The sequence below is a fragment of the Sphingobacterium sp. UBA6317 genome, from assembly GCF_002440385.1.
Taxonomy (GTDB): domain Bacteria; phylum Bacteroidota; class Bacteroidia; order Sphingobacteriales; family Sphingobacteriaceae; genus Sphingobacterium; species Sphingobacterium multivorum.
In genome coordinates this window covers 1-23,607 of the sequence record NZ_DJTD01000070.1, presented here as the reverse complement: position 1 = coordinate 23,607, position 23,607 = coordinate 1, and the positions used below count along the sequence as shown (strand labels likewise).

The following is a 23,607-nucleotide window of genomic DNA, read 5'->3' as shown; positions in this document are numbered from 1 at the left end:
AATTTATTTAGGACACATGTGAAGTAAATTGTAGTGTATTTCCTTTTCTGTCTGCTTTTTATAACGAACCTAAAATTTTAAAATCTCGGAGGAAAGCGAGAAAAAGATTGTTGTGGAAAGTTAAAAATGTTTTGTTAATAATTCATTAAATGGTTAATTTAATGAAAATTTTCAATTATGAAATCTAATCGCCTATTTATTTTCCTTGTTGTTTTTCTAACAACGGTAGCTACTCCTGTGTTTAGTCAACAAAATTTTAACTTTTCATTTGATCAACCGATTATAAATCCCTGGTTCAAGGTTGGGGATACGACGGCTTTTAAGAGTGGTATAGATCACGATACGTATTATAGTGCAAAAGGAGCACTTCGGATTGAAAGTATAAAGAAGAACAGCGCTTTCGGAGGGATTATGATGTGGTTACCATCAAATTTAAAGGGGGATTCCATTGAAGTGTCTGCGATGATCAAGCGTGAGAATATCATCGCAGGGTCTTATGCGTCGATGATGCTACGGATCGATCCCAAAGTCTTTTTCGACAATATGGCTAACCGCCAAATGAATGGGACAAAAAACTGGGAAAATATTAAGCTGAAAACTAAATTGGTGCCAAACCAGACCGAAGGGATATCCATTGCATTTTTTCTTTCTGGGGAAGGTAAGATGTGGGTTGATGATGTGCTCATTACTGTAGATGGTAAGGATATTACCAAAGAAGTAGGAATGTTTGTGCCATTTGCGAAAGGGATCAGTGAACCTGCAAGTTCGGGGATTTCTGATTTTAATACTACGCCCGAGATTGATCAATGCTTAGTGGATTTAGGGAGAATATGGGGTTTCCTGAAATATAGACATCCCGCTGTGGCGCAAGGAAAATATGATTGGGATCAGCAGTTGTTTAAGTCCATTGACGCTATTATTAGAGCAAAGGATAATAAATCTGTTGAGGCTCATTATGCGATGCTCTTAGACAGTCTCGGTGCCACGGCCAACTATGCCAAGCCACAGCTTGAAAATGTGGTTCATGAAGTAGATTATAGCTGGATTGATGGTCTCTCTTTTAACAATGATATCAAGAATAAATTAAGACGTATTCGCTACAGTAATTTTGATCAACATCATTATTTTGGTTTTGCTGGAGGTGCTGGCAATGTTCTTTTCAAGAATGAAAAAAAATATGAAAATGTATTTTCTGCAGATGCGGGGTTTCGTTTATTGGCGCTCTTTCGCTTTTGGAATATGATCGAATATTTTTCCCCCTATAAACATCTGACGGATCCGAAATGGGATGCTGTTTTAAAGACCGCTGTGCCCGAAATGATCCTGAGTCGGGATGATCGTTCTTATGGCCTTTCACTTCTCAAGATGGTATCCCAGGTAAAAGATGCACATACCGGACTCTGGAGCATGCCCAAAGGACTGATAAATTATTATGGCAAGTACCGTATGCCGGTGGAGATCCGAATGATAGAAGGAAAAGCTGTGGTAACTAAAGTTTTTGATAGTGAGAAATCCGGAGATAAACTTAGCATAGGAGATGTGCTCATCAGTAAGGAACATAAAAAGATTGAAGAAATCAGAGATTCGCTTTGGGCTTATATGAGTACACCGAATGAAGCTGTAGCCAACCGTGATCTGGCGCGAAAGCTTGTGACAAGCAATAGCGAGATTGTGCCCTGTGAGTTAGTGCGTGATGGCCGGCCGATTAAAGTAGATATTGCTGCGATACCCTCTAGCCAAATTAAACCTGCTTCAAGAGATACCGTGCCTTTTAAGATGCTGGACAATAATATTTTGTATATCAATCACAGTTTACTGCGTGCTAAGATGATCACAGAAAATATGGCAAACTGGAGCAAGGTAAAAGGTATTGTGATTGATGACCGCAATTATCCCGGTGATTTTTTAGTATTCAAGCTTACACCCTTGTTGTTGACCAAGCCTACTGATTTCGTTCGTTTTAGCAGTACGAGCCTTCAATATCCCGGCACTTTTGTAATGAGCAGCCCATTACAAGTTGGGGAGAATACCAATGATTGCTATCAGGGGAAAGTGGCTATTCTGGTCAATGAAGATACCCAGAGTTCTGCGGAATATCATGTGATGGCTTATCAGGCAGCTTCCAATGTCAAGGTTTTCGGATCACCGACAGCGGGTGCTGATGGCAATGTCAGTTCCATAGAGTTACCGGGCAATCAGCGGACAATGCTTTCCGGACTGGGGATATATTATCCCGATCAACGTGAAACCCAGCGTGTAGGTATTAAAATTGATGAGATTGTCAAACCGAGTATCAAGGGGATTCGCGAAGGTAGGGATGAGGTAATGGAAAAAGCATTGGAGTATCTAAGTCAATAGATTAGCCCTTCCATAGGATGGTTGTTATTGAGGTATTATACATTTAAAGTCAGACATGCTAAAGGAAATTATTTTTTAATTTATTTACTAAAATATTTAGTATATTGTTTGTTTTTTTGCTATCTTTGTATTGCTCACTTACAGAAGTAATACCAATAAAATAAACAATTATGTTGTCCGATCAAACTTTAGTATCCGATATAAAGGCAATTATTGCGCAGTCCAAAGATAATGCGATTCGTGCTGTCGATCATCAGCGCACATTGATGTACTGGCATATTGGCCAACGTATTTTTGAACAGGAGCAGGAAGGTAAGGATAGAGCGGATTATGGGAAATACATCATAAAATATCTTTCAGCAGAATTACAGCCTGAGTTTGGTAGTGGTTTTTCGTATAGACAGCTAAATTGGTACCGCCAATTTTATCGCACATTTCCAATTGTGTCTACACTGTGGACGCAATTGAGTTGGAGCCAGTATAAGCTGCTTTTAAGTCTTAATAGCGAGGAACAGCGGGAGTTTTATATTGCCGAAACCATAAAGAATAATTGGACAGTCAGACAGCTTGAGCGGCAGATTAATACTAATCTATATGAACGCTTGCTGCTTAGCAACGATAAGGAAAGTGTACTGGCTGTAGCAAAAAAGGAAAAGATACCTTCTGATGCGAAGGAGATTATCAAAGATCCAATGGTACTGGAATTTTTGGGTTTGAAACGCGAAAGCGCTTACTATGAGAAAGATCTTGAGGGAGCCATTATTGCCCATCTTCAAGAGTTCTTACTCGAATTAGGAAATGGCTTCTCATTCGTCGCTAGACAAAAACGGATCCATATCGAGGGCGATGAATTTTTCGTTGACCTGGTCTTTTACAACCGTCTGCTGCAAAGTTTTGTGATCATTGAAATTAAAACCCATAAATTAACGCATCAGGACATCGGTCAATTGCAGATGTATGTCAATTACTATGATCGTATAGAAAAACTTCCGCATGAGCATCCGACAGTTGGCATCTTACTTTGTGCCAGTAAAAACGATGCGGTCGTCAAATTTACCCTTCCGGAAGACCAAAAGCAGATTGTCGCCAGTCAATATGAGCTTTATTTACCAACAGAGCAACAGTTGCTGGATGAGGTAAATAAAGAGTTGGATAGTTTTGTAGGTAAAGGTGACGCTGAGTAGATTTTTCAAGCGTCTATACGGCGCCATTTAAAGATATTTTAAATGCGTCAAACGGGGTTAATTTATCAGTATTGGGGGATGAAATGACAGTGGTTCCGCTTTTTTCATTTTTATTTTTCTAACATAGATTATTTTGTACATTTGTATCGAATAAAATCGAAATTGAAATGGCAGAAACTGTACAACCAAGAGGTCCAAAGACAACTGATAATAATGCAAACCAAACTCATTACTACAAAACATTGGTAGTAGCGATCGCTTTAGGTTTAATAGGTACATTTATCCGTTTTGTACCGGATGTATGTACGGCATTGGGCCAACAAACTTTTTTGTTTTCCGCAATAGCTAATATTGCTATGATCGTAGGTGCACTTATCGCATTCAAAACCGTTTTCGGAATTTTGGGATTTGGAAAAAACCGTGACTAATTAAAAGTAAACTAAGATATTTGAAAGCCCCAGTTTACTGGGGCTTTTTTATTTTAATCCTTTTTTTAAACTCAAGTTCATTGTTGACGATCCCGTCCCGTTATGCTTTCATGATCTATAAGGCACAAAAAAGGCCTCACAACGGTGAGGCCTTCTTTTGTATGATTATCGCAGACTACGCGAAAAGAGACCAAGTAGACCAAGGAATACGTGAAAGAATCAAAATCAAACCGATGATATAGAAAATAACAACCGTTTGGTTTGCTTTTTTTGCATTTTCAATCTTTTTAGCTTTAGAGTAACCAATTGTAATCAATACAATAGCAATGATCATGGTTAAAGGGTGTTCGATGATTTTAAAACGTAATGTCGGATCTTTCATTACGGCGCCAGAGATCATCGATGGATACTTTAAATAAAAGAATAAGATCAATCCCACCAATAATTGAATATGCGATGCAATGAAACCCAATAAAGCAATTTTACGGTTGTACGGTTTGTTGCCTAAATAGTTTGATAGGGTGATCACGATCGATATCACCAGGGCTAGCAATAATACAATTGCTATAGTCGAGTGTAAGTGTAACATAAAAGCTCTCTTTATTTATTTCCTAAGTTAGCAAAGATAAAAATATAATGAATGTATTTATCAAAAATCATTGTTCGAGCAGAAATACCTCCGCTATTGGATTAAATAAGTACATGCGTTTGCTACTCAATTCCATGCACTTATAGCGTTTTCTTATTTTTTCAATACGTTGAAATGAGCGACCATTTTGCAACCTAAAGAAATGACCATCCTCTAGGGATTCCACCGTAAGGGCACTGGTTTTGACGGTATCGTATGATTTTAAGGTTCGAAACAGGTGAAGGTCCGTGCAGCTCGAAGCCGCAGGATTTTCCATATAACGATGAATAGCACTGCTGATATCGGTAGGAAAAATATTCAATTTAAGGAAGGGTTCCATCAGTTCCTTGAAATTATTTTTCCACTCTGTACCATGTGGCTTGACACGATGCTGATGTTTATTCCATGTTTGTAAATGCGCAAATTCATGGATCGTCGTAATCAAAAAGGAATAAGAATTTAAGTCATGGTTGACTGAGATGCGGTGCGGGCTTCCTCTAAACGGCGCACGGTAATCTCCTAGCTTGGTACTCCTTGAACGAGAGATCTTAAATAAACAGCGGGTATGATTAATCCAGTTGGATATAATAGGAGCTGCTTCTTCGGGCATGTATTTTTTGAGCGTGGCACTATAATCTTGCATGCCATAAAAATAGGATTTATTCATGTCAATAGTGCTGAATGAGAACATTCTTTTGTCAAAAAAAGAATCAGTTTACTAAGAATAATAGCTTAATTTCCGGTTTTTGTTTGGATAATTGATATTATTTTTAGTATTTAGTACTTGTAAATGTCAAAATTGAGAAAGTCAGTAAAGAGAATTTATGTTTTTTTAAAATAAAACGTATTGAAATTGCCTGAGTTTTAGGTAAATTACCTACAGAAAGGTTCATAAATATAGGATCCGATTGAGGACGGTTTTTCCTCCAAACTGTAAAATAGACCTGCAAGAATATGCTAGATACCTTACATATTAGAAATTATGCGCTCATCAACGAATTGGAAATCCAATTTGATAAAGGTTTAAATATGATTACCGGCGAAACCGGTGCCGGTAAATCTATTATCATGGGCGCATTATCGCTGATCTTAGGAAATAGGGCCGAAGGGAAGCATTTTTTCGACCCAACCAAGAAATGTGTGATAGAAGGGGAATTTAAAGTTGGGTCTTATCAGCTACTTGTTTTTTTTGAGGAAAATGATCTCGATTACGCGGACCACACCATTATTCGAAGAGAAATCTCGCCCGATGGTAAATCTCGGGCATTTATTAATGATTCACCGGTCACACTGGCGATCCTCAAAGCTTTAGGTGAGCAGTTGATTGATGTGCATTCGCAACATGCAACATTGCAGATTAATACAGAAGATTTTCAGTTCCTTGTGGTCGATAGTGTTGCAGGTTCATTTGGCCTCAAGCAAAAATATCGAGCGAGCTTTTTCGCTTACAAGAGGGCGAAAAAAGAACTCGAAGAGTTTAAGGAAATTGTCAAGAAAGCCGCTATTGAGCAGGATTATTTTCAGTTTCAATTTGATGAGCTTGATGCCGCCCGATTGGTGGCAGATGAGCAGGGACAACTCGAAGTACAACAGCGGCAGCTGGAAAACGCAGAAGATATCAAGCGTGCATTAACTGGTGCGTCACATCTATTGGTAAATGAAGATACGGCAGTTTTAAGCCGTTTAAAAGAGGCGATGAGCCAAGTGGAAGGTATTGTTTCATTTCTGCCTGAGGCGGCAGATTTGGCTGCACGATTAAAGAGTACATGGATTGAGCTGAAGGACGTCGCAGCAGAGCTGAGTTCGCTTGATGAGGATACCCAAATCGACGAAGGTACTTTGTTGGAGATCAATGAACGCTTGAGTTTATTATATTCTTTACAGAAAAAACATCATGTGGACTCCGTTGAGGAGCTGATCAAATTACGCGATGATTTAGAATCCAAACTGTTTGCTATAAATTCCTCGGATGAGCAATTGGAGCGACTGGAGAAAGAAGTAGTTGCTAAATTAGCTATTGCTCAAAATAAAGGAAAAGAACTCTCAGCAGCCAGAAAGAAAGTCTTGGATTTAATCGCAAAAGATGTACAGGCTACTTTGTCAAATGTAGGGATGCCCAATGCATTGTTGCAAATTAATCTCGAGCCATTGAAGGAAGGGGATATGCGGGAATCGGGAATAGATTCAATACAGTTTTTATTTTCGGCCAATAAAGGACAGGCATTGCAATCCATTCATCGGGTTGCCTCTGGCGGAGAGCTCTCCAGGGTGATGTTGGCCATTAAATCCCTGGTTGCAAAAACCTCTGCATTACCGACCATTATTTTTGATGAAATCGATACCGGAATCTCTGGAGAGGTAGCGTTGCGTGTGGGGGAGGTGATGGAAAGCCTTGCAGAGAACATGCAGGTCATTGCTATTTCCCATTTACCCCAAATCGCAGCTAAAGGTGCTGCACATTATAAAGTGTATAAGGAAGATAAAGCCAATCGGACAATCTCTAACATTGTTCGATTAGATCAAGAAGGGAGGGTCAAGGAAATTGCTCAGATGCTCAGTGGTACCAATCCAACAGACGCGGCACTTGAACATGCAGAGTTATTACTGAAAGGATAGCTACTAAATAAAAAAAGGTCTTAGAGATTCTCTAAGACCTTTTTTATTTAGTTTCCACCGTTATCAGCATCCGTTAATGTTACTTTTACTAACATATTGTCCGGACGGACTGGTTTATTGTCGCTACCCACATAATCAGCATAGAGATATACTTTACCAATTTTATACTCCACGCGATAATTATAAGGGCCGATAGCTGAAGGAATGTTGATGAAATAATTTGGATCATTATCAAATGATACAGCTACTCCCACGTGTCCGTAGTCGAAATATTTTGCATCTAATTCGGGAAAGTCCAATTCATTTGAGAAAGAATATCCGGTTTTGTCAACTCCCCAAGAAGAGGAGACTACCTTCGTATTAAAAGTTACTCCCGGTAAATAGTTTGTAACGTATTCTTTCTTACAAGAAGAAAATGAAACCAAGGCTGCGGTTCCAATTAATGCTGCTAATAAAAGTCTTTTCATATTGTTCGTGTTATTTGTGACAATTTTATTATAGGACGATAAAATAGTGCGAAAGTTTAACGCCAACTTTCTTTACAACAAAAAATGCACCATAAAGGTGCATTTTATTGAAATTATTTTTGATACAGCTAAAGCTTACTTCTCAGCGGTGTCTTTCGAAGACTTCGAATCTGAGCTAGAAACCTCAATATCTTTGGTTTCCGGATTAATGCTCACGGTCAAAACTGAACCAGTTTGCACATTTCCTTTGAGGATTTCTTCTGCAATAGGATCTTCGAGATATTTCTGGATTGCTCGTTTTAATGGACGTGCACCAAAATTACTGTCATAACCTTTGTCCGCAATGAAATCTTTTGCCTCATCTGTCAAATTGATCGTATAACCCAAATCAGCGATACGTTTGAACAATGACCTCAACTCAATATCAATGATTTTGAAGATATTCTCTTTTGTCAATGAATTGAACACAATCACATCATCAATACGGTTCAAAAATTCTGGAGCAAAGGCTCTTTTCAAAGCGGTTTCGATAACTCCACGTGAATGCGCATCAGATTGTTGTGATTTTGCCGCAGTGGTGAAACCAACACCCTGACCAAATTCCTTCAATTGGCGTGCACCAATATTTGAAGTCATAATGATTATGGTATTTCTGAAATCCACTTTACGGCCTAAACTATCTGTCAGTTGACCCTCGTCCAATACCTGTAGCATGAGGTTAAACACATCTGGGTGAGCTTTCTCAATCTCATCCAATAAGACAACCGCATAAGGTTTACGACGTACTTTTTCAGTCAATTGACCACCTTCTTCGTAGCCGACATATCCTGGAGGCGCTCCAACAAGGCGAGATACCGCGAATTTCTCCATGTACTCACTCATGTCTATTTGGATCAGCGCATCTTCTGTATCAAACATAAATCGCGCTAATTCCTTAGCCAACTCTGTTTTACCGACACCAGTAGGACCTAAGAAGATAAACGAACCGATTGGCTTTTTAGGATCCTTCAAACCCGCACGGGTACGTTGTATAGCTTTCACCAATTTACCTACAGCGTCATCTTGACCAATGATTCTTCCCTTCATCAACTCAGCCATATTCAACAGTTTTTGACTGTCTGTTTGACTAACACGTTGTACTGGAATACCTGTCATCATGGCTACTACTTCAGCAACATTTTCTTCCGAAACAGTATAGCGTTTAGACTTCGTCTCTTCTTCCCAAGCGATTTTTTCTTTCTCGAGCTCCTCGATCAATTTTTTCTCCGTATCACGCAATTTGGCAGCCTCTTCGTATTTTTGACTACGAACGACTTTGTTCTTTTCCAATTTGACCTCTTCAATTTTATTCTCAATGTCAATAATGGACTGCGGTACATGAATATTGTTTAAGTGCACGCGAGAGCCTGCCTCATCCAAAGCATCAATAGCCTTATCTGGTAAGAACCTGTCTGTAATGTAACGTGTTGTTAACGACACACAGGCTTCGATCGCTTCTGAAGTGTAGGTCACGTTGTGGTGATCCTCATATTTCTCTTTGATACGATTCAATATTTCAACTGTTTCGTCATGTGTAGCCGGTTCAATCGTTACACGTTGGAAACGACGGTCCAAAGCACCATCTTTTTCAATGTATTGACGATATTCGTCCAATGTTGTTGCACCAATACATTGGATTTCTCCTCTTGCCAAGGCTGGTTTGAACATATTGGAAGCATCTAACGATCCTGAAGCGCCACCTGCACCAACGATGGTGTGAATCTCATCGATAAATAAGATGACATCCGGTGATTTCTCCAGTTCATTCATAACCGCTTTCATACGTTCTTCAAATTGACCGCGATATTTCGTCCCGGCAACCAATGAAGCTAGATCCAATGTAACTACACGCTTATTGAAGAGTACACGCGATACCTTGCGTTGGACAATGCGAAGCGCAAGTCCCTCCGCAATAGCTGATTTACCAACTCCCGGTTCACCGATTAACAACGGATTGTTCTTCTTGCGTCGGGATAAAATTTGAGACACACGCTCAATCTCTTTTTCGCGACCTACAATAGGATCCAATTTACCCTCTTCGGCAGCTTTGGTCAAATCACGGCCAAAGTTGTCCAATACTGGAGTTTTGGATTTAATGTCCGAAACTTTTTTAGGTTGGATATATTGATCATCCTCTGCAAAATCATCATCGCCGGTAGGAGAGCCCGGAGCTTCGTCCTTGATCGTCGTTCTATTTTGCTCAACTTCAGATTTGAAGATGTCGTAAGTCACATTGTATTGTTGTAAAATCTGAGAAGCAATATTATCTTCATCCCGTAAGATAGCCAATAATAGATGCTCCGTTCCGATGATATCCGATTTGAATATTTTAGCTTCCAAATAAGTGATCTTCAAAACTTTTTCAGCCTGTTTTGTTAATGGCATATTGCCAATAGGTGCTCGTGAAACCGATGCCCCCTTCACTGCGTCCTCCACAGATTGACGTAGTGCTGCCGTGTCAATGCCTATGTTTTTAAGGATCTTTATCGCCATTCCATCGCCTTCACGAATCAATCCAAGCAATAAATGCTCTGTTCCTATATAATCGTGACGCAATCTTAAAGCTTCCTCTCTACTGTACGATATGACATCCTTTACGCGCGGTGAAAATTTTGCTTCCATTGAATACCTTTCTGTTTTATATTAAGGATATATAAATGTAGTAAATTCTGCATTTCAAACCTTAAAATTATTTTAAATAATGTCATCAACAATTAAGCCATGACCGTTATACGTCCAAAATGTCAGTATAAAAGATTACATTTGTATGTTAATATAACAAGAGTTTTCGAATTTTTTTAAATTTTATGTCAGACGAGAAGATCATTTTTTCGATGGCGGGTGTCAACAAGATCTATCCGCCTCAAAAACAAGTTTTAAAAAATATCTATTTATCTTTTTTCTATGGTGCGAAGATCGGCGTGATCGGTTTGAATGGATCAGGTAAATCTTCCCTATTAAAAATTATCGCTGGATTGGATAAGTCATATCAAGGCGAGGTGGTGTTCTCCCCTGGTTATTCTGTGGGTTATTTAGCGCAAGAACCTCAATTGGATCTTGAAAAGACTGTTCTTGAAGTGGTACAGGAAGGTGTTGCCGAAATTACAGCCATCTTACAGGAATATGAAGAAATCAATGAAAAATTTGGCCTGCCTGAGGTTTATGAAAATGCCGATGAGATGGATAAATTGTTGGCAAGACAAGGTGAACTTCAGGATATCATTGATGCCACTAACGCTTGGGAAATCGATTCGAAATTAGAAAGAGCAATGGATGCTTTACGTTGCCCTGAACCAGATGCGAAGATTGTCAATTTGTCAGGTGGTGAGCGTAGACGTGTAGCATTATGTCGCTTATTATTGCAGGAACCAGACGTATTGCTCTTAGATGAGCCGACCAACCACTTGGATGCCGAGTCGATCGATTGGTTAGAACAACATTTAAAACAATATAAAGGAACTGTCATCGCCGTTACCCACGACCGTTATTTCTTGGATAATGTTGCTGGATGGATTCTTGAATTGGATCGCGGTGAAGGTATTCCCTGGAAAGGAAATTATTCTTCTTGGTTAGATCAAAAAGCAAAACGTCTCGCGCAGGAAGAAAAGCAGGAAACCAAACGTCAAAAAACCCTGGAGCGTGAGCTGGAATGGGTGCGTATGGCACCGAAAGCACGTCATGCTAAATCGAAAGCACGTTTGCATAACTATGAAAAATTAGCTTCTGAGGAAACGAAAGAACGCGAAGAAAAATTGGAATTGTTTATTCCGCCGGGGCCACGTCTGGGGAACGCTGTCATTGAGGCAACGAATATCTCCAAAGCCTATGGCGATCGCATTTTATTTGAGAACTTAAGCTTCATGTTGCCGCCTGCGGGTATCGTAGGAATTATTGGACCCAACGGTGCGGGTAAAACAACCTTATTCCGTCTGATTACAGGTCAGGAAACACCTGACACGGGTTCGTTCAAGGTCGGAGAAACAGTAAAATTGGGTTACGTAGACCAAATGCACCACGACCTCGATCCTGAAAAATCGGTTTGGGAAAATATTACGGGTGGCAGCGACAATATGATGCTGGGCAATCGCTCGGTAAACTCAAGAGCTTACGTTTCCAAATTTAATTTTAACGGTGCTGATCAACAAAAGAAAGTAGGTGTACTTTCCGGTGGAGAACGTAACCGTGTTCACTTGGCTATTACACTCAAAGAAGGCTCAAATGTGCTCTTACTTGATGAGCCGACCAATGATATTGATGTAAATACCTTACGAGCACTGGAAGAAGGCTTGGAGAATTTCGGCGGTTGTGCCGTTGTGATCTCCCACGATAGATGGTTCCTGGATCGTATCTGTACACATATCCTTGCTTTTGAAGGGGATTCACAGGTTTATTTCTTTGAAGGTAACTACACTGAATATGAAGAAAACCGTAGAAAACGTGTTGGTGACGTGACACCGCACCGTATTAAATACAAGAAACTGGTAAAATAAGCAACGATCATGGACGGTGGAAGGCTTTTAGCTGCTATAATAGATCACGCTATTGATGGAATAATTACCATAGACAACAGGGGGAATGTGGAAAGCATTAACCCTGCTGCCTTGGAATTGTTCGGTTATCAGGCTGAAGAAGTGATCGGACACAATATCTCCATGTTAATGCCTGAACCTGATCGTGGTAATCACGATGGTTATCTGCATAATTACCAAACCACAGGCCACAAGAAAATTATCGGAATCGGTCGTGAAGTGATGGGCTTAAAGAAAAATGGAGAAACATTTCCATTCCGCTTGGCAGTCAGTGAGGTTTGGTTAAAAGATAAGAATATCTTTACTGGCTTTATTCACGATTTATCGCGTGAGAAAGCTGCCGAGGATATGCTCAAGCAACATGCAACCGAACTTGAACATAAAGTCAGTGAGCGTACACGCGACCTGATCTCTCTGGTATCTGAACTTGAAAAAGCTAAAGCAGAAGTCTCAAAGTCTTTGGAAAAAGAAATTGAACTTAACCAGCTGAAATCACGGTTTGTGTCCATGGCCTCGCATGAGTTCCGGACACCTTTAAGCTCGGTTCAGCTTTCGGCTTCTCTGATTGAAAAGTATTCCGAACGACCGGATGATAAGGCTAATATCATTAAACACACCAATAAAATTAAAGGTGCAGTTCAATTGCTCACAAGTATCCTGAACGACTTTCTGTCACTTGAAAAATTGGAAGCGGGTATTGTTGCGATGAATAAGCAATACATCAATCTCGTTGAGCTGGCAGAAGAGATCACCGAAGAAATGCAATTGATCTGTAAGAAAAATCAGCATATTGTATACCAACATACCGGAGAAATTGGGCATTTCACCCTAGATCCAAATTTGTTGAAAAATGCTTTGGTCAACTTAATCTCCAACGCGATCAAATATTCCGGAGAAGATACCTTGATCGAATTCACAACCTGTATCGACGAAGAAGGCTGCTTAATATCCGTGAAAGACAATGGTATTGGTATACCCGAGGAAGATCAGGTACATTTGTTTGAGCCTTTTTTTAGAGCACATAATACAGGTAATATCCCTGGTACGGGATTAGGTCTGAATATCGTAAAACGGTATATCGAATTGATGGAAGGTCAGATGGAATTTGAATCGGAAGTACATAAAGGAACTTCATTCCGCGTGCGCTTCAAGGAGAGCGTTGTAGATAAATAGAGGCAAAGCATAAAAGGGTCTAAAACATAAAAAGGACAGAATAAATAATTGCAGATGAGAAATAAAAAGACAATTCTAATTATTGAAGATAATATCGATATCCGAGAAGGGACTACCGAAATATTGGAGTTGACAGGTAGGTATGATGTCATTACAGCCGAAAATGGGCGCGTTGGCGTCGACCTGGCGACAAGACATATTCCTGATTTGATTCTCTGTGATATCATGATGCCTGAATTGGATGGTTACGGCGTCTTATTTATGTTAAGCAAAATTGAAAGTACAACCAAAATTCCGTTCATTTTTCTGACTGCCAAAGCGGAACGCGCAGATATGCGCAAAGCGATGGAGATGGGAGCAGATGATTATCTGACCAAACCTTTTGATGATGTTGAATTGATGAATGCAATAGATGTGCGCCTCAAAAGACATGAGCAGCTGGCAGCAGATGTTTCGCAGGAAGATGATTTGAGTTTGAGTGCTGAAGAGCAGGTATTATTGCTACATGAACTTCTCGCTAATTCACGCGTGAAAACCGTGAAGAAAAAACAGTCTATTTATGAAAAAGACGATTCGCCAACATATGTCTATTTTGTGAAATCTGGACAGGTGCGCAGTTTTAAGTCTTATAAAGATGGACGCGAGCTGTCTACGGGTATTTTTATTTCAGGAAATTATTTTGGCTATGCCTCGATTTTGTTGAATGATAATTATGAAGACTACGCCGAAGCAGTTGAGCCAAGTGAAATTGTCTTGATACCAAAAGACAGTTTTCTGGAGCTGTTATGGAAAAAGCCTGCAATAGCCAGTAAATTTATTAAGCTTCTTTCTGTCGATTTACGGGAAAAGGAAGAACAATTGCTTGGCTTTGCCTATCATTCTGTCCGTAAGCGGGTCGCAAACGCGTTGATCAGTGTTGCTGAAAAAAGTGGAATCAATATAAACGAGGTCAATGCATGTACAATTGACGTGACACGGGATGGTCTGGCTTCAATTGCAGGGACAGCCAATGAAACTGTTTCCCGTATGCTCTCTGATTTTAAAGAAGAAAAATTGATTTCAAAAGAAAAAGGCAAAATATACATCAATTCCATCAAGAACCTGCGGGATGTGAAGCAGTAGGTGACAGAAACGAAGATTTAAAAATCAACAAAAAAAAGGCGTGTTCAGTTTTTCTGAACACGCCTTTTTTAGTACATAACTGTTGGTATTTGCGAAATCATGCAAGTTTTTGTGAATTGTGATAAATATCATTTTAAGGTGTGGTGCTATATCATCTTTTTGCCCATATGCATGATTTACTTTTGTTCTTAGGATAAACCTTAATTGGTGATTGTAGAATCAGAATGAAAGTAGTAGTATATAATGTAAGGTCATTTGAAAAAGAGTTTTGGGCATTGGCAAATGCCAAACAACATGATTTGACTTTGATTTCAAATGGATTAAATGCGGAGACACAGAATTATGCGCGTGGAAAAGATGCGGTAGTTATTTCCGTGAGCGATATTTTGGACGAGAGCATGCTACTTAATTTAAAAGGGTTAGGGATCAATAAGATTATGACCCGCAGTAAGGATACTGCTCATATCGATCTGGTAAAGGCTGGAGATCTTAATATTCAGATTGCCAATGCACCATTTGAAGATCAGAGTCCAAAAGGACTGGCAGAGCAGACCGTCCGGAATCTCAACTTATGGGGATTAGAAAAATGTGTTGGTAAAGCCTGTTGTTGTCTAAACGATTGTGCTAAAAAAATAAAATAAAATGATTACATCGCAGGTTACAATGGAAGAATTGGTGCAAAAATATAATGTTGCCGCACCGCGCTATACAAGCTATCCTACTGTTCCCTTTTGGGATAATGAAGCATTTTCTCGGGCGGCTTGGACTAATCAAGTCTACCAAACTTTCCAGCAGTCGAAAGAAAAAGGTATTAGCTTATATATACACCTTCCTTTTTGTGAAAGCCTCTGTACTTATTGTGGCTGCAATACGCGCATTACAAAAAACCATCGCGTTGAAGAACCTTATATTGCCTCTCTTTTGAAAGAATGGGAAATGTATGTCGCTTTATTTAAAGGAGAAAGACCGTTATTGGCAGAAATACATTTGGGTGGTGGTACTCCGACCTTTTTCCATCCGGATAATTTGAAGGTACTGATTGAGGGGATCCTTAAACACGCAGACCTGGCTCCTGATCGTTCATTCTCTTTCGAAGCTCATCCTGCTAATACAAGCGTCACACATTTAGAAACCTTATTTGACTTGGGATTTCGGCGCTTGAGCCTGGGAATACAGGATTTTGATCCACTTGTACAGTTTGTGATCAACCGGCATCAAACATCAGCGGAAGTGGAAGAGGTTATGCTGAATGCGCGGAAAATCGGATTTGAGTCCATTAATTTTGACCTGATTTACGGATTGCCTAAGCAGACGCTTTCGACCGTCGCCGATACCATTCAAAAGTCGATGCTGCTCGCTCCAGACCGGATCTCTTTTTATAGCTATGCCCACGTGCCTTGGATAAAACCCGGTCAACGACATTATACCGAAGCAGATCTACCGAATGGTGCGGCCAAACTTGCCCTGTATAATCTTGGGAAAAAAATGATTTTAGCCCATGGCTATGAAGATGTCGGTATGGATCATTTTGCGAAAAGAGAGGACGAGTTATTTGTGGCTTTTCAACAAGAGCGATTACATCGCAATTTTATGGGGTATGCTGATCGGTTTAGCCCCCTTTTAATCGGTATTGGCGTCTCTTCGATCAGTGATGCTTGGGGGGCTTTTGCCCAAAATGTGAAGACCGTAGAAGAATACCATAAACTTATCGACGCAGGGGTATTGCCCGTTGTAAAAGGACATATACTCAACGAGGAGGACCTTCTTGTAAGGCGTTATATCCTCGATATGATGTGTAAAGGTAAAGTGCAGTTGCCGACAGGTGCGCCGTTGAATGGGCAGATTATCGACGAATTGTCTGAACTTGTTGCAGATGGTTTAGTTTCCATAACCGGCGACTTAATTCAATGTACTGCTATTGGACGCTCTTTTTTAAGAAATATCTGTATGGCCTTTGATCAGCGATTATTGCGTTCAAAAGCACAAAATCAATTATTTAGTCAGGCAATTTAGAACGAAGGTATGGCAGAGCTAAGGGATGAAATACAACTTGCAGAAAAATGTTTCCATTGCGGCGATAAAATTGAGGAAACGGGTTATCAGCTCGATCATCATGATTTTTGCTGTCTGGGATGTCAGACCGTCTACCAAGTGCTGAACGATAGTGGTATGCAGCAGTATTACCGCTATAATCAGCATCCGGGTAAATCGAACAAGTCTAAGCAGGAAGATTTTTCTTATCTGGATGAACCAGAGATTGCCGGTAAATTAGTGGATTTTAAAGATGATAAGATGACCATCATCACCTTTTATATTCCGGCTATTCACTGTAGCTCCTGTATCTGGTTGTTGGAAAATTTATATAAACTCAATCCCAATGTACTGCAGTCCCGCGTGGACTTTATGAAGAAACAGGCGAGCATTACATTCAACCACAACGAGCTGCCATTGAAAGACCTGGTTTATCTTCTGGTCAATATCGGTTACGATCCCAAAATCACCTTGCAGGATGTTGTGAAGGAAGGGAATCGAAATAACCTGAATCCTCTGGTCGCAAAAATTGCTGTTGCCGGTTTCTGTTTTGGAAATTCTATGCTATTCAGTTTCCCCGATTATTTTGGAATGGGAAGTTTTGAAAAGGAATATGCCAATTTCTTCGGGTATATAAACCTGGCCTTTGGTCTTCCTGTGTTATTGTATTGTGCATCGGATTATTTCAAATCTGCTTATTGGAGTCTGAAACAAAAGCGTTTGAATCTAGATGTGCCCTTGGCTCTGGGAATCCTCGTGTTATTTTTGCGTTCCGCGTTTGAAGTGATTACACAGACAGGGGCAGGTTTTACGGATACACTCTGTAGTCTTGTGTTTTTTATATTGATCGGAAAATGGGTACAACAACGGACCTATTATCATATCTCATTTGAACGGGATTACCGGAGTTATTTTCCGGTGGCTGTAACAGTATTAACCGAATCGGGAGACAAACCTGTACAATTGGCCGACGTGCATATTGGTGACCGTATCTTGGTTCGGAACAATGAAATTATACCAGCCGATGCTATGCTTTTAAAAGGTGATGCTGCGATAGATTTTAGCTTTGTGACCGGAGAATCAAGCCCGGTCAGTAAAACCTTGGGTGAAATTATCTATGCCGGCGGGCGCCAGACTGGGGAAGCGATAGAACTTGAAGTAGTCAAACCGATTTCACAGTCCTATTTGACCAAATTATGGAATAATGAGAATTATAAAGATTATGACAAACATTTTCAGACTTTTGTCAACTTTATAAGTAAATATTTTACTGTTGTTTTATTGGCTATTGCACTATTGGCTGCCTTATTTTGGGCCGTTGATGGAAGTGCAAGCCGGGCTTGGGGAGCTTTTACGGCGGTATTAATTATCGCATGTCCATGTGCGTTGGCGTTGAGCTCTCCATTTACCCTTTCTGCAGCGCTAAGTATTTTTGATCGAAATAAGTTCTATGTGAAAAATACGGCTGCTATTGAGCAGATGGCGAGGATTGATACCCTGGTGTTCGATAAAACTGGCACAATATCGTCGCCTAAAGCAACCTCAATTTATTTTGAAGGTAGCCTTTCGGCAGTTGACAAAAAACTACTGAATGCGGTATGTAGAAACTCTAGCCATCCGTTGAGCCGTGAAATCGTCAAGTGGCTGAATGTCTCTTCTGCTATTTCGATACAGGATTTTAAGGAATTTCCGGGAAAGGGGATGCAGGCTAATGTAAGTGGCAAGGAAATTAAAATCGGTAGTGCTAACTTTTTGAATATCGGTAATATTAAAACAGATGGTTCTGTGGTTTTTATTCGTATAGGTGAGGAGTTAAAAGGATATTTTACTATGGAGCAATCCTGGCGGGATGGCCTTTCGGCTTTGATTGAAGATTTTAAAGTCGAATACGACCTTCATTTAATCTCAGGGGATAACGATAGACGTCTGGATGCACTCCAGTTAATTTTTCCCTCGAATGCAAGTTTGCTTTTTAATCAATCACCAATGGAAAAACTGGAAACCATTCAAAATTTTCAGGTAGCAGGAAAGCATGTCTGCATGATTGGTGATGGTCTTAATGATGCGGGGGCATTGCGTAAAGCAGATCTGGGCATCGCCGTGAGTGATGATATCAATAACTTCTCTCCCGGCTGCGATGCGATACTGGATGGGGAGTCATTTTCAAAAATGCCGGATTTCTTTGCTTTTAGCAAAGATGCGGTGAAAGTAATACACATGAGCTTTGGTATCTCTCTTTTATATAATGTAATTGGATTGAGCTTTGCCGTGCAGGGTATTATGTCGCCGTTATTTGCCGCGATTCTAATGCCAATAAGTACGGTAACGATCATCTCTTTTACAAGTCTCATGACGAGGTGGTATGCCAAACGTCGTAAACTCTAGTTGTTATGGAAATAATGTATATTTTGATCGGTTGTAGTGTTTTGTTGGCTTTGGTTTTTCTATGTGCTTTTTTCTGGGCAAATAAAACCGGTCAGCATAATGATACCTATACACCTTCTATACGGATTCTGTTTGATGATGAAACGACAGAAGAGGAAGATAAAGAAGGTGACGTAACTAAAACGTTATCGTAATTAAATCAATTACTTTTTTTTGTAATTAAGGTTATTATCAATAAAATTGGGGGTAAATACCAATTTGAAATAAAAATACATGCATAATAATCCATTTTCATTAAAAGATAAGGTAGTTGTAATTACGGGAGGTACAGGGATTTTAGGCGAAGCATTTGTTGAGGCTTTGGCCGAGGCAGAAGCCAAAGTCGCAGTACTTGGACGTAATGGACAAATCGGAGCGGAGCGTGTTCAGCAGGTAGAGTCTGTTGGTGGCGAAGCTATATTTGTTGAAGTTGACATCATGAACGAACAGGATGTCACTCGGGCGAAAGATGAAGTTTTGCAAAAGTGGGGTAGGATAGACGCTTTAGTAAACGCCGTTGGAGGCAACATTCCAGGTGCAACAATTGGTGCCGATCAAGATTTATTTGCGAGCAATATTCAGGATACCATTAAAGCAATAGAGCTTAATTTGTATGGTACAATGATTCCTACGCATATTATTGGTCGTGTGATTGCTGAAAGCGGAAAAGGCGTCATCATCAATATATCTTCTCTTACAGCCAGTCGTCCTTTTACACGAGTTTTGGGCTATACTGTTGCAAAACACGGTATCGATGGGTATACAAAATGGATGGCCACCGAGCTCGCTCAGCGTTATGGCGATCAAGTTCGTGTCAATGCAATCGCTCCCGGCGTATTCTTAACCAAGCAGAACAAAAACTTATTGATCAATCCAGACGGTACGTATAGCGACCGTACCAAACGTATTCTTAACGGAACTCCCTATAACCGTTTGGGCGACCCCCGTGAGTTAAAAGGAACTTTAATCTATCTATTGAGTGATGCATCGGCCTTTGTGACAGGGGAGACTGTTTTTGTCGATGGTGGTTTTAATGCATGGTGTGGCGTTTAATTAAACTTTAAGATGAGAAAATTAGAACAAACCTGGCGTTGGTATGGCCCCAATGACCCGGTATCTTTACAAGATATCAAACAGGCTGGAGCTACTGGTATTGTTACGGCATTACATCATATTCCACACGGTGAGGTATGGCCACTTGCCGATATTCAAGAAAGAAAACGCATTATAGAAGATGCTGGTCTTACCTGGTCTGTTGTAGAAAGTGTGACAGTACATGAGGAGATTAAGACAAAAGGTGCTAGGGTCGATGAATACCTCCAGAAATATAATGAGACTTTAACCAATCTTGCACAATGCGGCATCAAAACAATTTGTTATAATTTTATGCCGGTGCTGGACTGGACGCGTACACAATTGGATTTAACCATGGCGGATGGTTCAAAAGCATTGTATTTTGATTGGATTGATTTGGCCCTCTTTGATATATTTATATTAAAACGTGATGAAGCTCGAGCAGCGTATCCAGAAGATGTTGTAAAACGTGCATCTTTGCGATTTGATGAAATTTCGGAACAGCAAAAAGATGAATTGGCAAATGTTGTCTTAATGGGAATTCCGGGGGAGAAGAATGTGGAATTGGAGGCATTGAAAGCAAGCATTGATACCTATAAGCATATTGGAAAAGACGGTTTGCGCAATAATCTGGTTTATTTTCTTCAAGGAATAGCGGCAACCTGCGAAGAGAATGGTATATGCATGACGATTCATCCGGATGATCCACCATATCCGATATTAGGTTTGCCCCGCATAGCCAGTAATGGCGAGGATTTTGACTATTTTCTGAATGCAGTTCCGCAGCAATTTAATGGCGTCTGTTTTTGTACAGGATCCCTGGGGGCTAGTCAGACCAACGATTTGCCAGCTATCTTGGAAAATATCAAAGGGCGTGTGAACTTCGTTCACTTGCGGAATGTGAAGAAAGATGCGATCGGGAGTTTTTACGAGGCAGACCATTTGGATGGTGATGTCAATATGTATAAAGTGATGAAAATTTTGGTTGCTGAAAATCAATTGAGATCTACAGCTATCCCGTTCAGACCAGATCATGGTCATCAGATGTTGGATGATCTAAATAAAGTAACAAATCCCGGGTATTCTGCTATTGGAAGATTGAGAGGGCTTGCAGAATTGCGTGGTTTGGAATACGGTATTGTCGGTGAATAATATCAAGGGGCAAGTTTAATTTGTGATCAATAACTTTTGGTCTGGACCGTTTATAAAAAAAAACAGCCGGGAAATTAGAAGCGATGTCTTTCTGTTTCTCGGCTGTTTTACTTTTAAATGCTTCTTCGAAGCTTATAATCAACGAAATTATAAAGAAGATTTACGAATGATGACCTGTGTCGGAAGCTCAATTGTTTCAAATTCATACACTGGTCTTGTTTGGTTAATAGTCGCCATTAATTTATTTGTTGCTAATTCTCCAATTTCTGTTGCAGGCTGTACAACGGTTGATAGTGCTGGATTTAACGAAGCAGCAATTTGTGTGTTTGAAAAACCGATAACGGCAACTTCGGAAGGAACCTGAATCTGAAGTTCAGCCAAAATACCCAATGTGCGGGTTGTAATAATATCTGTTGCTCCAAAAATTGCATCTATATTTTTATGCTCAAGATATTCTTTGAGCAAAATCTCTCTTATTGTTTGGTCGATATACGTGGTATTATTAAAGCTACATTCGATGTAATGCCTATTATCAAAAGGAATACCCGCATCTGATAAAGCAGATTTAAAGCCATTTAATCGTTCGGCTGCGACCCCTAAGTTCTTTCCCGTGATATGCAAAATGTTTTTTTTCCCCTGTTCGATGAGGTGTTTTGTGGCGTTATATGCACCTTGGAAATTATTGACCCCGACCTTGAATGTATCGAGCTGGTGATTGATGCGATCAAAAATAACCACAGGTATCTGCGATTTTATCAATGCTTTTAGTTCTTCAATATTTGAATCAGAAGAGACTGGAGATATCATTAAGCCATCAATACCGCGCATGCGTAAAACGTCAATACAATTTTTTTCAATCCGTTCGTCTTCCCGGCTTTGCATGAAAATAACGTCATAGACCGTCTGCTGAGAAGCGATCTGAATTCCATCGAGGATTTGTGAAACGAATGTATTGCTAATATTGGATACAATAACCCCTATTGTATTGGATTTTCCTATTTTTAAGCTCCGTGCCAATTTATTTGGATGGAAATTATGCTTTTTGGCATATTCCTGAACCATCTTTTTAGTCGCTTCACTTATTTCGTAGCTGTCTGATAATGCTTTGGAAACCGTCGAAACAGAAATATTGAGTGCCAACGCTATATCTTTCAGGGTAGTTCTGCTCATCGCTTTGGTGGTTATTTTAAGAATATAAATCTACATAAAAAAATGTATAAATGTGTTTTTATCTTCATAATTAGCCATTATCTAAGGTCGGCTGGGATTTAGTCAATGGATTTGATTGGCAGGATTTCCTTTTTCCAATCCCTCTTCAAAATTAAAAGGAAGTTCAGCACATACACGAAGCTAACCAAGGGCTTTTCGGCCCATGTAACCTATGCGAGTCCGAGTGTTTGGTGTTTTTTGGGCTATTTTTCGGTATTTCTAGGTAAGATGTCGCGCTGCGGTTCGTTTCGTTTTCGATCTTGAACCAGTCCAAAATCTATCCTGAATGGGCCTAGCGAGGGTTTAGCTAGGGCTTAGTTTCGCTCTGCGGGCAGGGTGCGGCTACCTTGAAAGTAACCTGAATCCATGCCAGACTCGGACTCAACACGGACAGAACACGGTTGCAGGGCAAACCTGCCCCGAGCATGGCACGAAGCAGGTTGAGAGGGGTGCCGAAGGTTCCCGCAAGGCCTGCGTAGCAGCCGGAGCCCAGTCCACGGGGCGGAACACTAGTTAGCCCTAAATGAGCCATGCTTCCCCAGTAAATAAAGAAAAGTTGAGGGTTTCTTATTCCTTAGGTTAGCTTTTGTTTATATTTAGCTTAGCAATAAGTTAGATTTTGTTTAGCTCTAACCTATACTATACCTAAACAAAACCTAACTAAAACCTAAACTAAACCTAAGTAAACAGGTAGGAAAGTATAGCTGCAAAAGAAGGTATTCCGGAGCGCTGAGTTCTGCGATCTTTTACGCTTGTTCCCGTCCATCTGCTGCGCCTGTGCGCACCGTCTTCAATTGGGCATTGAGGCGAGCGGGCTACCATAGTGATCCCGAGCTTAAGCAGATCGATCAATACACTGTCCATCCATGTTTCCGCTGCAGAGCCTGTATCAAGTCCCGGTTCCGCGGATGTCCGTGGTGCGATCCAATTTTCAGGATCATCCATGTTTCCCCCGCAATGTCCAGGTTAGATCCCGGTTCCCGTCCCTATCCTGTGCCGGATCCGGCGTTCCCAGCCTTCCGCCCACCTGTTTTACAAAAAGAATCTCGCACCGTTACAGGTAGTTAAGGGGAAAATGAAATAAATAAGAACAAAAGGCTTGGAAGTTTGTTAGTAAACTCCCTATCTTTGCACCACTCCGCAAGGGAGGGACGGTTGCTTCGAAAGAAGGAA

General features: G+C 40.3%; 18 protein-coding genes. 13 read left to right on the top strand and 5 right to left on the bottom strand.

Annotation, left to right across the window (positions count from 1 at the left end; genetic code table 11):
- The first annotated feature begins 177 nt into the window (after positions 1–177).
- The 3 genes from B3E92_RS24255 (at position 178) to B3E92_RS24245 (ending at position 3,970) form a co-directional block, all read left to right on the top strand.
- Positions 178–2,358 (top strand): S41 family peptidase, encoded by a 2,181-nt coding sequence (locus B3E92_RS24255; protein WP_286898545.1) that lies wholly within the window; start codon positions 178–180, stop codon positions 2,356–2,358.
- Positions 2,359–2,528: 170 nt separating this feature from the next.
- The gene (locus B3E92_RS24250) at positions 2,529–3,542 is read left to right on the top strand and encodes a PDDEXK nuclease domain-containing protein (RefSeq protein WP_070567198.1); all 1,014 of its coding nucleotides are present in this window, start codon (positions 2,529–2,531) and stop codon (positions 3,540–3,542) included.
- 167 nt (positions 3,543–3,709) lie between these two features.
- Positions 3,710–3,970: a hypothetical protein gene (locus B3E92_RS24245; protein ID WP_070567197.1), complete on the top strand. Its 261-nt coding sequence runs from the start codon at positions 3,710–3,712 to the stop codon at positions 3,968–3,970.
- A 175-nt stretch (positions 3,971–4,145) separates the two neighbouring features.
- Here B3E92_RS24245 and B3E92_RS24240 read toward each other — a convergent pair whose 3' ends face one another.
- Positions 4,146–4,559: a hypothetical protein gene (locus tag B3E92_RS24240; RefSeq protein WP_070567195.1), complete on the bottom strand. Its 414-nt coding sequence runs from the start codon at positions 4,557–4,559 to the stop codon at positions 4,146–4,148.
- 67 nt (positions 4,560–4,626) lie between these two features.
- Positions 4,627–5,265, bottom strand: coding sequence for a sprT domain-containing protein (locus tag B3E92_RS24235; protein ID WP_286771008.1), 639 nt, complete (start codon positions 5,263–5,265; stop codon positions 4,627–4,629).
- 287 nt (positions 5,266–5,552) lie between these two features.
- Between B3E92_RS24235 and recN the strand changes: the two genes are divergently transcribed.
- On the top strand, positions 5,553–7,214 hold the full coding sequence (recN, locus tag B3E92_RS24230; protein ID WP_286898544.1) for a DNA repair protein RecN: 1,662 nt from the start codon (positions 5,553–5,555) through the stop codon (positions 7,212–7,214).
- 47 nt (positions 7,215–7,261) lie between these two features.
- On the opposite strand, the gene B3E92_RS24225 is transcribed toward recN, so the two are convergent.
- A complete protein-coding gene (locus B3E92_RS24225) occupies positions 7,262–7,681 on the bottom strand; it encodes a hypothetical protein (RefSeq protein ID WP_046672220.1) in 420 nt (139 codons plus the stop codon).
- A 135-nt stretch (positions 7,682–7,816) separates the two neighbouring features.
- Complete coding sequence (locus B3E92_RS24220; protein WP_286898542.1) at positions 7,817–10,342, bottom strand: ATP-dependent Clp protease ATP-binding subunit; 2,526 nt, start codon at positions 10,340–10,342, stop codon at positions 7,817–7,819.
- A 185-nt stretch (positions 10,343–10,527) separates the two neighbouring features.
- On the opposite strand from B3E92_RS24220, the gene ettA reads away from it, so the two are divergent.
- The 9 genes from ettA to uxuA all read left to right on the top strand — a co-directional run bounded on the left by ettA (position 10,528) and on the right by uxuA (position 21,225).
- A complete protein-coding gene (gene ettA / locus B3E92_RS24215; protein WP_112374208.1) occupies positions 10,528–12,210 on the top strand; it encodes an energy-dependent translational throttle protein EttA in 1,683 nt (560 codons plus the stop codon).
- A gap of 9 nt (positions 12,211–12,219) precedes the next feature.
- Positions 12,220–13,422, top strand: coding sequence for a PAS domain-containing sensor histidine kinase (locus B3E92_RS24210; protein ID WP_286898540.1), 1,203 nt, complete (start codon positions 12,220–12,222; stop codon positions 13,420–13,422).
- A gap of 54 nt (positions 13,423–13,476) precedes the next feature.
- Positions 13,477–14,544 (top strand): response regulator, encoded by a 1,068-nt coding sequence (locus B3E92_RS24205; protein ID WP_112374206.1) that lies wholly within the window; start codon positions 13,477–13,479, stop codon positions 14,542–14,544.
- A gap of 224 nt (positions 14,545–14,768) precedes the next feature.
- Positions 14,769–15,185 (top strand): lactate dehydrogenase, encoded by a 417-nt coding sequence (locus B3E92_RS24200; protein WP_088160734.1) that lies wholly within the window; start codon positions 14,769–14,771, stop codon positions 15,183–15,185.
- 1 nt (position 15,186) lies between these two features.
- The gene (gene hemN, locus B3E92_RS24195; RefSeq protein ID WP_286898539.1) at positions 15,187–16,557 is read left to right on the top strand and encodes an oxygen-independent coproporphyrinogen III oxidase; all 1,371 of its coding nucleotides are present in this window, start codon (positions 15,187–15,189) and stop codon (positions 16,555–16,557) included.
- A 9-nt stretch (positions 16,558–16,566) separates the two neighbouring features.
- Positions 16,567–18,960, top strand: a complete 2,394-nt coding sequence (locus B3E92_RS24190; protein ID WP_286898538.1) for a heavy metal translocating P-type ATPase — start codon at positions 16,567–16,569, stop codon at positions 18,958–18,960.
- Between the two features lie 5 nt (positions 18,961–18,965).
- Positions 18,966–19,154, top strand: coding sequence for a cbb3-type cytochrome oxidase assembly protein CcoS (gene ccoS, locus B3E92_RS24185; RefSeq protein WP_088160736.1), 189 nt, complete (start codon positions 18,966–18,968; stop codon positions 19,152–19,154).
- 79 nt (positions 19,155–19,233) lie between these two features.
- Entirely contained in the window at positions 19,234–20,052 is an 819-nt protein-coding gene (locus tag B3E92_RS24180) for an SDR family oxidoreductase (RefSeq protein ID WP_088160737.1), read from the top strand.
- Positions 20,053–20,064: 12 nt separating this feature from the next.
- On the top strand, positions 20,065–21,225 hold the full coding sequence (uxuA, locus tag B3E92_RS24175) for a mannonate dehydratase (protein ID WP_115047666.1): 1,161 nt from the start codon (positions 20,065–20,067) through the stop codon (positions 21,223–21,225).
- Between the two features lie 147 nt (positions 21,226–21,372).
- On the opposite strand, the gene B3E92_RS24170 is transcribed toward uxuA, so the two are convergent.
- Positions 21,373–22,395, bottom strand: coding sequence for a LacI family DNA-binding transcriptional regulator (locus B3E92_RS24170; protein WP_115047668.1), 1,023 nt, complete (start codon positions 22,393–22,395; stop codon positions 21,373–21,375).
- Positions 22,396–23,607 lie beyond the last annotated feature (1,212 nt).